This window comes from Acinetobacter shaoyimingii (assembly GCF_011578045.1).
In the GTDB taxonomy this organism is placed as follows: domain Bacteria; phylum Pseudomonadota; class Gammaproteobacteria; order Pseudomonadales; family Moraxellaceae; genus Acinetobacter; species Acinetobacter shaoyimingii.
This window is the reverse complement of record NZ_CP049801.1, coordinates 235,272-249,817: the sequence shown is the minus strand read 5'-3', so window position 1 is coordinate 249,817 and position 14,546 is coordinate 235,272. Positions and strand designations below refer to the sequence as shown.

11 protein-coding genes are annotated in these 14,546 nt (G+C 37.8%); 6 read left to right on the top strand and 5 right to left on the bottom strand.

Annotated elements, in window-relative coordinates; all coding sequences use genetic code 11:
- Window positions 1-123: 123 nt before the first annotated feature.
- The 5 genes from tenA (at window position 124) to G8E00_RS01125 (ending at window position 6,976) form a co-directional block, all read left to right on the top strand.
- Window positions 124-795 carry a thiaminase II gene (gene tenA / locus G8E00_RS01145; protein WP_166221436.1) on the top strand — a complete coding sequence of 224 codons (672 nt, stop codon included), beginning with the start codon at window positions 124-126 and terminating at the stop codon, window positions 793-795.
- 644 nt (window positions 796-1,439) lie between these two features.
- Complete coding sequence (locus G8E00_RS01140) at window positions 1,440-1,814, top strand: hypothetical protein (RefSeq protein WP_166008785.1); 375 nt, start codon at window positions 1,440-1,442, stop codon at window positions 1,812-1,814.
- Between the two features lie 296 nt (window positions 1,815-2,110).
- On the top strand, window positions 2,111-4,942 hold the full coding sequence (uvrA, locus tag G8E00_RS01135) for an excinuclease ABC subunit UvrA (RefSeq protein WP_166221434.1): 2,832 nt from the start codon (window positions 2,111-2,113) through the stop codon (window positions 4,940-4,942).
- A 159-nt stretch (window positions 4,943-5,101) separates the two neighbouring features.
- On the top strand, window positions 5,102-5,953 hold the full coding sequence (locus G8E00_RS01130; RefSeq protein ID WP_166221432.1) for an AbiJ-NTD4 domain-containing protein: 852 nt from the start codon (window positions 5,102-5,104) through the stop codon (window positions 5,951-5,953).
- Between the two features lie 216 nt (window positions 5,954-6,169).
- Complete coding sequence (locus G8E00_RS01125) at window positions 6,170-6,976, top strand: toxin-antitoxin system YwqK family antitoxin (RefSeq protein WP_166221430.1); 807 nt, start codon at window positions 6,170-6,172, stop codon at window positions 6,974-6,976.
- A 41-nt stretch (window positions 6,977-7,017) separates the two neighbouring features.
- Here the strand turns inward: G8E00_RS01125 and G8E00_RS01120 are convergent, their stop codons facing one another.
- The 3 genes from G8E00_RS01120 to G8E00_RS01110 form a co-directional block, all read right to left on the bottom strand.
- Complete coding sequence (locus G8E00_RS01120) at window positions 7,018-8,730, bottom strand: GGDEF domain-containing protein (protein WP_166221428.1); 1,713 nt, start codon at window positions 8,728-8,730, stop codon at window positions 7,018-7,020.
- Window positions 8,731-9,251: 521 nt separating this feature from the next.
- Entirely contained in the window at window positions 9,252-10,040 is a 789-nt protein-coding gene (gene blaOXA, locus G8E00_RS01115; RefSeq protein ID WP_166226349.1) for a class D beta-lactamase, read from the bottom strand.
- Window positions 10,041-11,134: 1,094 nt separating this feature from the next.
- Window positions 11,135-11,833, bottom strand: coding sequence for an ion channel (locus G8E00_RS01110; RefSeq protein WP_166221425.1), 699 nt, complete (start codon window positions 11,831-11,833; stop codon window positions 11,135-11,137).
- 133 nt (window positions 11,834-11,966) lie between these two features.
- Here G8E00_RS01110 and G8E00_RS01105 point away from each other — a divergent pair, with 133 nt between their 5' ends.
- On the top strand, window positions 11,967-12,341 hold the full coding sequence (locus G8E00_RS01105) for a hypothetical protein (protein ID WP_166221423.1): 375 nt from the start codon (window positions 11,967-11,969) through the stop codon (window positions 12,339-12,341).
- 60 nt (window positions 12,342-12,401) lie between these two features.
- Here the strand turns inward: G8E00_RS01105 and G8E00_RS01100 are convergent, their stop codons facing one another.
- Window positions 12,402-14,117 (bottom strand): cation acetate symporter, encoded by a 1,716-nt coding sequence (locus tag G8E00_RS01100; protein WP_166221421.1) that lies wholly within the window; start codon window positions 14,115-14,117, stop codon window positions 12,402-12,404.
- A 1-nt stretch (window position 14,118) separates the two neighbouring features.
- Window positions 14,119-14,451, bottom strand: coding sequence for a DUF485 domain-containing protein (locus G8E00_RS01095; RefSeq protein WP_166008794.1), 333 nt, complete (start codon window positions 14,449-14,451; stop codon window positions 14,119-14,121).
- Window positions 14,452-14,546: the final 95 nt, after the last annotated feature.

Sequence of the window (14,546 nt, the reverse complement as noted above, 5' to 3'; positions counted from 1 at the left end):
CGACTTTTAAGCATTTATCCAAAGTTCTTCGTATGATTTTTTTGAATTGGACATACAAACCAATTTAATGCCGCTAATGTATGTGTTGAATATTTGACCTGATCACTCTCAAAGAGATAAACGATGAGCTTTTCAAAAGATGTATGGCAACATAATTTCAAACTTTACCAAAAAACCTTAACGCATCCTTTTAATCAACAGCTTGCACAAGGTACGTTAAATCGAGCTGCTTTTTGTCATTACGTCATTCAAGATGCACATTATTTACTCGCCTATGGACGTGCACTGGCTGTGTGTGCTGCCAAGGCCTTTGCGGCAGATGATGTCATCCAATTTTCAGAGGCAGCCAAAGTGGCTATTGTGGTAGAGCGCAGTTTACATCAAGATTTCATGCATGATTTTCACATCAGCAAAACACAATTTGAAAATACGCCACTCAGCCTAGCCTGTCATCATTACACTTCATTTCTGACAGCAACAGCGTGGTCTGAAAGTTACCCTGTAGTGTTAGCCGCACTTCTGCCTTGTTTCTGGATATATGCTGAGGTGGGGAAAAATATTGTCCATCTAAGCCAACCAAATAATCCTTATCAAGCTTGGATTGATACCTATGCAGGTGAAGAATTTCATTTAGCAGTGAATCGTGTAATTACCACCATAGATCAAGTTGCTGAGCGCTGTGATGCAGACACAATTGCTAAAATGCATCAAGCTTATACCCGTGGTGCAGAACTCGAATGGTTATTTTGGGAAAGTGCCTATCATCAACAGCAGTGGTTAACCCTAGATGCATGATATAAGCATCTAACGCCAGAAATTATTTACGAATGCATTTAGAGTATGAATATGGGTGACTGACAACGTGGATGGTTTCTAAATTGATCGCGTTATTTTGCCATCAAAGCCCTCACGTCAGCTTCAATACATCGATCAGATTCAGTGGCTAGGTGCTTATTGGCATTTATGATACGTTCGACTTGATCATAATATTCTTGAATTTAAGCGCAGATAATGTCTTTTTTATCATCAGCACTTAAGTTTTTCTGTTGTAGGGTATTGAGTAAGGCATTTATATTTTCATTTTCTATGGCTTTCGCTGCATCTTATACACGATCAAATTTGGGAGAAGATGGCGTTTTATCAAACCCGAACAAAGCCAGAATAAGAAGTCAGTGCTTTTAATTTCATTTTTATTCTCTAATTTTTTGATTATGTTGTTGATATAATTTTCCAATAAGCATGCAATTTAACATAGATAAGTAAAAAATCATTTAAAAAGCAAAGATATAAACAAATAAATAAATCAAAATCAGTATTTTCAAGCAGATAAAAAACTTGATTTTTATGCTTAATTCGCTATTCTAATTGATATTGATTCTCATTATTAATTATTGAAATAATCCGTTCACCCTTTTCTTATACCTCTAGAGAGATGCCTCATGAACCATGAAACTCAAGGCACAGAAGCCATTCGAGCAATGATCACACTGCGACAGTGTTGGTTCCAACACGAAGACATTTATCTGAACCAAGGTTGTTTATATTGTGGATCGGCAGCGACCTATTTGATTTATTTCACAGATCGAAAAATTCAAGATTTGATGCTGGATTTTATTGCACAGTATCCGTGTCAAAGTCGCTATCACTTTGATTACTTAGACATAGATGGTTTTGATCAGCACTATGAGCATTTTTTGTCGCAACTTGAGAAGAAAGTCATTCACTATAGTTTTAGCCAAACACAGACGCCACTGAGTTTACGTTTTGAAGAAGTAGAGTCGATTTTTGAACGTGCATTTGCCGTGGCGTGTTAATACAAAACATCGGATTCAAACATCAAATGAGATTGAAAAATAAAAGAACAACAACACATCAAAAGATTTGAAAATAGATTCACTTTTAAAATCATAAAAATACCGTTCTGAACATCATGATAAAAGCATAAACATCCGTCCTAAACACGAGTCAGCGCTCGTGTTTTCTTATATTTGACCTCATTTGTTCAGTTGCCCGACACAAAATGACGTAGAAATCTATTTTCTTTGCACTTGAACAATTTTCATGCGCTATCATATACACCTTTCCAACAGCACAACATCGAGATGTTTTTATGAGTCAAAGTCACATCCGTATTCGAGGCGCACGAACCCATAACTTAAAGAATGTGTCACTCGATATTCCACGTGACAAATTCGTGGTCATTACGGGACTTTCAGGCTCAGGTAAATCATCCCTAGCCTTTGATACCTTATATGCCGAAGGTCAACGTCGTTATGTTGAATCACTATCTGCATATGCACGACAGTTTTTATCGCAAATGGAAAAACCAGAAGTCGACTCGATTGAGGGTTTAAGTCCAGCCATTGCTATTGAACAAAAATCGACAAGCCATAACCCTCGTTCAACTGTAGGGACGATTACTGAAATTTACGACTACTTGCGTCTGCTCTATGCACGTGTCGGTACGCCATACTGCCCTGAACATGACCTGCCTATGGTGGCACAAACTGTCTCAGAAATGGTCGATGCGGTTAATGCACTTGAAGAAGGCACAGCACTCATGTTGCTTGCCCCTGTCGTACGTGAGCGTAAGGGTGAGTACACCAATCTATTTGAACAGCTACAAAGCCAAGGTTTTGTACGTGCTCGTGTAGATGGTGAAATTGTTGAAATTGATGTCCCACCTGAACTGGATAAAAAGAAAAAACATACCATTGAAGTGGTGGTCGATCGCTTTAAAGTCCGTGATGACTTGGGCAACCGTATTGCAGAATCTTTTGAAACCGCACTGCGTTTGGGTGGCGATATTGCCATTTTGTCATGGATGAAAGGCGAACAGCCTGACCGTGTATTTTCAGCAAAACATTCTTGTCCTGAATGTGACCGTGCTGTGGCGGAGCTTGAACCCCGTTTATTCTCGTTTAACAACCCTTTTGGTGCCTGCCCTGTTTGTGATGGTTTAGGTACACGCAGTCATTTTAGTGCGGAAAAATTGATTCCGAACCCAGAAGTCAGCGTTAGCCAAGGGGCTATACGTGGTTGGGACAGACAACGTCCTTACTACTACAGCATGATTGAAAAAGTGGCTGCGCATTTTGGCTTTTCTTTAGATACACCGTGGAATGAGTTAGATGCCGATACTAAAAAGAAATTCTTATACGGTACTGGTAAAGAAAAAATTGATTTAAGTTATATCGATGAACGTGGTCGTCGTCATAACCGAGTACAACCCTTTGAAGGTGTTTTACCCCATTTAGAACGTCGTTATCGTGAGACTGAATCAAACTATGTGCGTGATGATTTAGCGCAATATTTATCGAATGCGGCATGTGATGCCTGTGGCGGTTCACGTCTCAATGAAATTTCACGCAACGTGAAAATCTTAGATAAAACCATCGCACAAATTACCAAGATGTCGATTGGTGATGCTGAAAACTACTATCAAGATTTGAATCTTGAAGGTGCGAAAGGCGAAATTGCCGATAAGATTTTTAAAGAAATTCGTGAGCGTCTGCACTTCTTGGTATCGGTCGGTTTGAATTATTTAAGTCTGTCTCGTTCTGCTGAAACTTTGTCTGGTGGTGAAGCGCAGCGTATTCGTTTGGCTTCACAAATTGGTGCAGGCTTAATGGGTGTGATGTACGTTCTCGATGAACCTTCTATTGGTTTGCATCAGCGTGATAACGACCGCTTACTTGAAACCTTAGTTCGTTTACGTGACTTGGGTAATACTGTACTCGTGGTTGAGCATGATGAAGATGCGATTCGTGCAGCGGATCATATTATTGATATTGGTCCAGGTGCAGGTGTGCATGGCGGCCATGTGATTGCTGAAGGTACGTATGATGAAATCTTGGCAAATAAAGATTCGCTAACAGGTCAATATTTATCAGGCAAGTTGAAAATTGAAGTGCCAAAGGAACGGATAAAACCACCTAAACCTGAAGAGCAAATTAAGCTCATGGGCGCAGCAGGTCATAACTTAAAGAATGTCGACTTAACCATTCCTTTGGGTGTGATGACGTGCGTAACAGGCGTTTCTGGTTCTGGTAAATCAACCCTCATTAACCGTACCTTGTTGCCCCTTGCTGCAACGCAGTTGAATGGTGCAACCACCCTCACGGCTGAGAAATTTGATTCGATTGATGGTTTACAGTTCCTCGATAAAGTTGTGGACATTGACCAAAGCCCAATTGGTCGTACACCTCGTTCTAACCCTGCAACCTATACAGGTTTGTTTACGCCTATTCGTGAACTCTTTGCGCAGACTCCTGAAGCGAAAGCACGTGGTTATGCCGCAGGTCGTTTTTCGTTTAACGTAAAAGGTGGTCGCTGTGAGGCTTGTGAAGGCGACGGTATGATCAAGGTCGCTATGCATTTCTTACCTGATATGTATGTGCCTTGCGATTCATGTCATGGCAAGCGTTATAACCGTGAAACCTTAGAAGTCGGCTATAAAGGCAAAAACATTTCTGATGTCTTAGAAATGACAGTTGAAGATGCCATGCATTTCTTTGATGCGATTCCTGTGATTCATCGTCGTTTAGAAACCTTGCATCAGGTGGGTTTGGGGTATATCCGTTTAGGCCAATCTGCAACGACACTTTCAGGCGGTGAAGCACAGCGTGTGAAATTGGCACGTGAGTTGGCGAAGCGTGATACTGGTAAAACCTTATATGTACTGGATGAACCGACCACGGGTCTACATTTCCATGATATTGCGAAGTTACTCGACATCCTGCATGAGCTTCGTAATAAGGGTAATACTATTGTGGTGATTGAGCATAATTTGGATGTGATTAAAACAGCCGATTGGATTATTGATTTAGGTCCTGAAGGCGGTGCTGGTGGCGGTGAAATTATTGCTGAAGGTACGCCTGAAGAAGTTGCTAAATCTAAAGTTTCGCATACAGCGAAGTTCTTGAAAGCGATGCTTAAATAAGATAATCCTCCCCAGCCCTCCTTTATCAAAGGAGGGAGCATGCCATTATTAAATAGAAGGTGTTCCCCTCTTTTCCAAAGAGGGGTTAGGGGAGATTTAAAACACAGAATTTATATGCTAAAACGGTGATTCATTCACCGTTTTTTGTTTGGGGAAATAATGCGCTTTTCAGAAAGATATGGATATAAAGCTGTTCGGGAAATTATTCAAAAAGAAAGTATGGATGACATCTTAAAGAATAAACTATGGTCTATCCTTTATTCACAAATTTTTGATAATTACTCAAGATTTGAAAGCTTTAGAAAATTAATCACTCCTTTAATTTCAAAAATATGGTGCGACTATTTAAAACTCCCCCTAGATGAAAAACCTGCGCCCCACAAACTAACTGCTTTTATCAAAGATTACTTATATAAAAATGAATGGTACGCATTTTATGACTTAATTGAATTCATTATCCAAAATAAATCAGGTTATATCTCTTTTGGAGGAAAAACAGTCTATAGCCAAACTCAATTTACTAAAGTAATAAACTTAGCCTTAGAATCGGAAAATTCAGCATATAGAATAATTAATGAAGAAATAGTAGAAATTACTTCTGAACAAGAAGTCCAATCCATCGAAGAAGCACTGCAAAACTCAAATCCATATTCAGGTGTTCAACAACATCTAAATCAAGCTTTACAATTGATGTCAGATCGTCAAAATCCTGACTATAGAAACTCAATTAAAGATTCGATTAGTGCTGTTGAATCTATTTGCAAAATTGTGACCAATGATGATAAAGCTAGCTTAGGGCAAGCACTTAAAATTATTGAAACTAAATATGGATTACACGAAGCACTAAAGAAAAGTTTAAGCCAACTCTATGGCTATACTTCTGATGCAGATGGTATCCGACACGCTATGTTAGAAGAATCTAATCTCACTTATATCGATGCGAAATTTATGCTCGTTGCCTGCACCAACTTTATTAATTATTTAATTGATAAAACAAAAGATCAAATCTGAAATTCAATAGTATGACCAGCGACATGGATGTCGCACGTTTGACTGGGGCAGCACGGATGTGCCCTCAGTCAAACTAAGGGGTTTTGTTACTTTTGCCCAGTCAAAAGTAAAGCTAATTCAAGCTAAAACAAAGATAAAAACAATTTAAAATAAGGATGTTAGAAATTTAATTCTGCATTACAATCTAAAAATAATTCTAAGCTCGAACTATAAAAAATGAATAAAATAATACTCAGCTCTTTGCTTTTAATGACGTCATTCCATACCTACGCCGAAGGCTACCTCAACGAAAACATGGTGGTGTTTATTTCCGAAGAAGATCCAGACGACAGTCCTTGGAAAAACAATCCCCAATGTTTAGCCGTGAGTAAAAGCATTGACAAAGGCTTATATGAAAACCAATACATGTTTCAGAATGGCAATCCCCTCACCTCAGTATTCTTAAGCAACAACAAAATCAAAAAAGGTGAATGCGAATCTCTGATTCATTTTCCAGATGGAATTCAAGGTTCAGGCACATTTGAAAGCTACTATCCAAATGGCAAACAACGCAGTCGCATAGAATATCAAGATGGTGAATATGAAGGCAAACTCCAGTTTTGGTTTCCCAATGGTCTAAAACAACAAGAAAGTCGGTTTGAAAATGGACAAAGTCATGGCGATTACAAAATCTGGCATCCCAACGGACAACTCGCCCTTTCCATGAAATATCAAAATGGTGTGCAACAAGGCATGCGTCAGCGATGGTACGAAACAGGCGAACCGTGGACTTATGTCCGTTTTGAAAATGACCGTATGGTCGGTGAACTCAAACAATGGTACAAAAACGGCAAACTCGAACGCCTAGGACAGTACCGAGATGGTGTGCGTCATGGTACTTACAAAGTTTGGTATAACGATGGTGAACCCGAAGCTGTTCTACAATACAACATGGGTAAAATCACTGAAGCACAGTGCTGGTATGAATCTGGAAAAGCCAAGACCCAAGCGCAGTGTTTATCGAGCTATAAAGATGAAGAATAAAGTAAATTGATGGTGCTATATACAGTTCTGGAGTAATGAAATCAACTTGCTCCAGAGACTGTATTTTTACCATTGGCTTTGGCTTGCAACAACGATTTATCGGCTTTATCGAGTAGCGTTTTCCAATCTTCCGCACCGACCGCCACACCTATACTGACAGAGACATGTAGATTCTCATTCCGATCTGGATCATATAGATCAACACTGTTCACCGCATTTCGAATCTTTTCAGCGGTAGTTAAAGCACGATCCATTTCTATACTTTCTAAAACAATTAGAAACTCATCGCCACCAAAACGCACCACCAAATCTGTACTTCTGACACACCGTTTTAGACAACTCGCTACCGCTGTAATCACCTCATCACCAAAGATATGTCCAAGATGATCATTGACGTGTTTAAAATTGTCGATATCGATCACGATCAATCCCACATCGTCAAAATGATTGGGAATCATGTCGCTAAACTTAATATATTCTTCCAAAGCCAAACGATTGGATACACCCGTGAGTTTATCGGTATTGGCAATACTTTTGAGTTCAAATTCAAAGGCATCACGTTGTTTCAACATTTGCTGAAGTTTTTGCAAAGCATCATAAAGTGAATACACTTTCAGATGCTCGTGCTCGACCACATCACTGCCTGCTCTGGAGTATGCGTACGAGAGTTCCACAATCATGTCGCGCGCTTCAATCAGTGGTGCAAACACCTTTCGCTGTGCATAGATCATGGTAAATATGGCAGCCAATAATGAAATAAGCGTAACAGTGGCATTGAGCATCAGCTGTCGAAGTGCTTTCTGTTTATCTTTTTGTGCAATTTCAATGCTGTAATCCAATAAATATTTTTGAAAATCAATAACAGTCGCAAATTTACCTGAGATTTCTTGGGTCAGTTCTGTGCCTTTTAAAGAATAAGCTTGACCTTGATTACTCTCATCAATTAAACGTAAAACAAGAGGAAGCCCCTGATCAATAAATTCGGTTTTAACCTTTTTATGCCTTTCGATAAATTCTGAAGTTTTATCAGTTTCAGGCTGAATGGTGTTGACCAAATCCCATAAATAAATGACCTGCTTTTGCGACTGCAATGCCCTTGCCACACTTTCATTACTCATAGGAACAGCGAAGGTGACATCTGCCATAACATTGGATGCTACACGACCTGCCTGATCTCTTAAGTCCGATAAAATCAAGATTAAAGTATAATAATCAGACACAGCACTGTCTTTATTTTCACTCAACATCACCATCTTTTTTAAGACATTGTAGGTCGCGTCCCATGCATCAAACATCGAATATATGGTCTTTGTCAGTTGAGTAGAGCTACGTTGCTCGAATGGAGTTTGAATATAATCATCAACATTTTTTCGACCGATACTTAATTTTTTTTCTAGTTCAATTTTGAGTGAATCAAAGTTTTTCAGTCCCGCATTTTCAATCGCAGTAAAACTCAGCGCTATATGTTGATCAACTGTTTTTCGATATTCATATAATTCATTTAAGTTTTTATCTAATTCTTCAGGTGTGCTCGACATCGCCAAGTTTGAGGGGCCACGCTCACGTGAAATTTTATTGGCGAGATCTGCAATAATAGCTAAGTTATCAATTTCAACAGATGCAAGTTCCGCTTTACCATAATTGTTATAACTACTGATAATCAAAGGAATTGAGATACAACATAAAGATAAAACAATAATCAACATCAAGAAAAATAAGCGTCTACTTATTCGCTCAGAATGTACCCTTAGCATCCACCAGTCCCCCAACCAAAACCTTCATTCTTGTATTTTATTCTATAATGATATGTAATCCATTGAGTTCTATATACATATATCCCAGCAAATTGAAATATTGATGCTTCAATTCAATTATTTTTCTATTCTAAATAATATTCAATAAATATACCGTGATGAGCATCACATTGATTAAATTTTAAATTAAAAATAATGATTTTCTTGTAATCATTTTAAATCCAGCAAAAATTTAAATTAATTTTTAAAACCAATCATTTAATTTAAATAAAAAATACTGATCGAAAAACTTGATAATTTAGATAATTTTTCTCCATTTCACATTCTGTTTAGAATTTCACATAATTACCTCATCGAAAGAATGACACAAATTCACGACCCGAGTTTGAATCTATTCTCAACGATCCAGATATTCCTCGGATGTTTCTCCCACATTTAAAACATCCATTTTTTATGCCCAGCCATCCCCAATCGGCTGGGCTTTTTTTTGTAGATAAATCCATTTAAATCAAAATACCCTTTTATTTTAAATATGAGTACAGACCAAGTTTATCTAAAATATCTAAAGTCAATTCCTTACGTTGACTCACATCCATTCCATCACGCATATTCATATTTAATGCAAACGCTGTAATTTTACCATTGGGTTGTTCGACCCAACCGACATACCAACCCACTTGATCATCGTTTTGATTCCCCCATCCACTTTTTGCATAAAGTTTTTTCTCACCACGCTTTTCTATAAAGAGCATCTGTTTAACTTGCTTTTGCACAGATCGATCAAACGCTAAATGGTCTTGAGCCAATTGATACACAAAGTAGGCTTCTTGTTTTGGTGTAATTTTCAAAGGACCATCTAACCAAAAGCGGTCGACCTGTTTTCCGACTTTCCCATTACCATAACCAATACGTGACAGCTCTTTTTGCATCGTTGTTAATCCAATACGACGAGCAACTTCCTGATATACGGGTACTGCTGAGGCAGCCATTGCCTGACCTAACGTAAAATCTTTTTCCCAAATAGCCAGCGCTCGTTTTTCACCATTCCATTTAAAAACCTCGTCAGTTGTCACTTTCCCATGCGCTAAACCAATTAAGGCATTGAGTATCTTAAATGTCGATGCTGGAATAAATTCAGTTTCGGCTCGATCTAAAGCATTTCCATATGATGAATAGTCTTTACCATCAAATATGACAAATACCCCTTCAGACTGTGTTTCATTGAGCAGTTGCTGAATGTTAGATTTAACTTGAATGTCATCCAATGACTTTGAAACATCTTGTGCGTTCATCAACGGAGAATGTTGCATTCTGGTGGGTTGAATTTGGGCACAAGCACTCGTTAATAAAAGCACAGTGCTCACTAATGAAATAACTCTAAACTTAAATATCTTCACTTTTTTTAGAATCCATAAAATTTATTCATATTGGCGAGTTGACTATTCTAATTGTATAAAGCTTAATCAAATTTGACTATTTTTTAGAAAATATCGTTTACATGAGCAATATTTCAGTGCATAATGCACCACATTAGGGCGATAAAGTATAATTCCTCAGCAGATTTTCTATATTTCCCTCAAGTTTTGGCTAAAAAAACCTAATTTTGCAGAAGATTAGGTTTTTTTTTGCCTAAAATAAAGATAATTTTCCAATTTATGCACCAATATAAAGCATTTTTATAAAAATAGCTGTTTTCCATCTGCGATATTATTCATTTAATTTTTACAAATACATTAGGGAATTATTAAGCAAAAAAAAACCCAACCTTGGGGAAAGTTGGGCATAGAAACTAAATTCTAAAATGGAGAAGTTAGATCAGATCATCATACGATGTCGATAGACTCATTATGTAAAATTAACTTAACAATGTAAAGCCGAGAATTTTAGTCAGAATTGAATTATCGAGCATTTTTTCCAATTAAAATTAAGTGGTTCACACTTAGAGTAATCAATCGACCAAATTACAGCCAGTGGATAAAACATTAAATAAAAATTATTTTTATTTACATAAAAACATATAGTTATAAATTCTTAAAAGTTCTTTCATTTTTTTTAAAGCAAAAAAAAACCCAACCTTGGGGAAAGTTGGGCATATAAACTTAATATAAGTTTAAAAAATTTTTAAGATTAGAACATAATCTTGATAAAGCTATTATGTGAAAAATTCTAAATAATGTAAAGCTGATTAATTCACTCGGAATTGATTGAAATAACATTTTTAATCATTTGATTTATCTATTTCTCATTTAGAGCAATAACTCGATGAATTATCAACCACACTGAATATATTATAGAAATATCATGTGATTCAAGCACTTTATTATCAGGTTAAACATTTATTTCTCTATTGCGTTTATCTTTTAATTTCTTTAATCAATACATAGGGTATGTAGTGCTAGAAGTATCATTCCTGGTCTTTTGAATTACTGTGTTTCGGTAAATGCGCAATATATTGCAAAGCGATTAAACGAGATACGATTAAGGCGATATACATCACTCCACTAAACATTTGTAACATTGCCAAGGTTTTTGCAAATGGCGTCATGGGTAACACTTCCGACAACCCCGTCGCAGATTGCAAGCTAAAGCTTAGGAACAATAGATCCAACCAAGACTGTAAACCTTCATGATTTGCTTTATAAAAACTATTCAACTCAAGCAATTGGCAAGCATTAAATAAAAATGCAAAGCCCCATGCCATTAAGGTAAATACCGCGGCTGCAGCAAAAAGCTCATCTTTAGTCAAGTAACGATCCGCAAACATGTAGCGCACCAAACCATAAGCCGCCATAAAGTACGCAGCAGATTCAAAAGCATGTGCAATCACTTGCACCATCGGATCTCGCACACCAATCAGAATCAGTAAGGAAAATATGAGTGCTCCACCCACAAAACTTAAACCCAAGATGGTATAGGTCGGGGTTTGTCGAATAACTTTGGCAATAATCAATAAGATCAATGCACCCAAAATCCAGGTGAATGTACGGTAAGTTAGGCTATCACCTGAAATCACAGATAAGATTAAAACCAACAGTTGTAGTAATAGTAGCCATGCCGAAGGTAATGCACGAAAACCCTTCCAAAAATCGATCATACCTTGCATGAGTTGTTCCTATATTTTTATTGTTCATTTTATACGTTTGAATATTACATAAAATTGATCGAAACAATAAATACATTCACATAATTTCATTCAATACTCATAAATGACAACATGAATGAAAAGGATCTTTCATATGAATTATAAAAATTTTATGTGTGCAACACTGTGTACACTTGCACTCTTTGGATGTGGTAAAACCAGTCCACTGCTGGAGAAGCAACAAGACTTTATCGGTGAATGGAAAAATGACCACAGCACATTAAACATTGAAAAAGATGGCAATGCCAAATTTTCGGAACAGCTGAGAACTGAAGATAAATCTGCTGAGCAAGAAATTAAAACGTCTTCAATTTCAGATATTAAAGCACCTATTACGCAGTTTGATGCCCAGCATTTCACAATAGGTGATGGCACATTATCGAAGCGATTTAAGATCGACCGCGCTCCATTTAAACAAGATGGCAAATGGCACGTGATTTTAAACGGTCAGCTTTATACCAAACACTAAATTCATCTGAAGGATCTAATAAAAAAAAGCCCCATATGGAGCTTTTTTTGTATGTTGAGATTAGTGCTCTGAAGCGCCTGAAATACCAATACCTGTTTGAGAACGAACAAACTGAGCATCAAATGCACGGCGTTCTTGTTCAGCTCGCGCAGATTTATCAGTGACAGAGAACAACCAACAGCAGAAGAACGACAATGGCATTGCAAAAATTGCTGGACCATTAAATGGATTGATTGGTGTATCCGAGATTTTAAGCGTATCTACCCATACCGCTTTAGAGAGTACAATCAACGTTACAGCTGTGACTAGACCCACAACACCGCCAATGACTGCACCACGTGTCGTCAACCCTTTCCAGAACATCGACAACACTAAAATTGGGAAATTCGCACAACATGCCACAGAGAAGGCTAAGCCCACCATGAATGCAACGTTTTGCTTTTCAAACAAAATACCTAAAATCATGGCAAAGATTGCTAAACCTAAAGTTGCGATTTTAGACATGCGTAATTCAGATTCAGGTGTTGTTTGACCTTTTCTAAATACATTGGCATATAAATCATGTGAAATCGCTGATGCACCCGATAAGGTTAAGCCTGCAACCACAGCAAGGATTGTTGCGAATGCCACAGCTGAAATGAAGCCCATGAACAAATCACCACCCATGGCATCACTCAAATGAACTGCTGCCATGTTATTGCCACCCACAAGTTCTAACTTACCTGTGATCGCCATTTTTGCAACATCAATAAATTGTGGATTGTTCGATACATAAAGAATTGCACCAAATCCAATAATGAATGTCAGCAAGTAGAAGTAACCAATAAAGCCTGTTGCAACAACCACAGATTTACGTGCTTCTTTGGCATCTTTTACCGTAAAGAAACGCATTAAAATATGCGGAAGACCTGCCGTACCAAACATCAGTGCAAGACCTAAAGAAATAGCATCGACTGGATTTGAAGCCAAGCTACCTGGACCCATTATCTTGGTTGCATCCGTTAAACTTAGATCATGAACTTTTGAATACACTTGAATAGCTTGTTCAAACATATTGGTAAAACTAAAGCCCACACCTTTCATGACCATAAATGCCATAAAAGTCGCACCAGACAACAACATGACAGCCTTAATAATTTGTACCCATGTGGTTGCAAGCATGCCACCGAACATCACATAAGCCATCATCAGTAAACCAACAATCACAACGGCAATGTTATAGTTCAAACCAAACAATAACTTGATGAGCTGACCTGCACCAACCATTTGTGCGATTAAATAGAAAGCAACAACTACTAAAGAGCTGATCGCCGCCAAAGTACGCACTGGTTTTTCTGCCAAACGAAAAGACACTACATCCGATAAATTGTATTTACCTAAGTTGCGTAAACGTTCAGCAATCAAGAATAATACGATTGGCCAACCCACCATAAACCCGAGTGAATAAAGCAAACCGTCAAACCCAGACATAAACACCATCGCTGAAATGCCGAGGAATGAAGCCGCAGACATATAGTCACCCGCAATGGCTAGACCATTTTGGAAACCTGAAATCCCGCCACCAGCAGTATAGAAATCTTTGGTATTCGTGGTTTGTTTGGCCGCCCATTTGGTAATAAATAAGGTCAGTGCCACAAAAATCACAAACATGATAATGGCATGCCAATTCGTTGCTTGTTGTTCAGCCGCACCCAAATCTGGACCTGCAACAGCCACACCCGAAAAAAGCATGACCATTGCCGCTAAGCATTGGTTTTTAATAGAATTCCATTTCATTTTAATTTAATTCCTTTTGATTCGCGATCGCTTCAACTTCCTTCATCGCATCCTGCGTTAAAGGATCAAGCGTATTGTTGGCAATATATGAATACACACCACACAGCAAAAACGATAAAACAATAATACTAAGACCGAGCGGAATTCCCCAAGTCGTCACACCACCACTAAACGAGCTCATCAAAAATTCTTTGTTATAGCCAACCAACAACATAAAGCCGACATAAACCACTAACATGATGATGGTCAATGTCCAGCTTAATCGGCTTTTTTTTGCAACCATTTCCTTGAATTTCGGATTTTGTAGAATCTGTTCTACTTTTTTCTCATCCATTTCTTAACTCCCTTTCCATAGTCAATATGGTTGTTTTTTAATCTTTTTATTTCAGCTAACAAACTAACAATATTCTTAGCTTCACGTAACTTAGA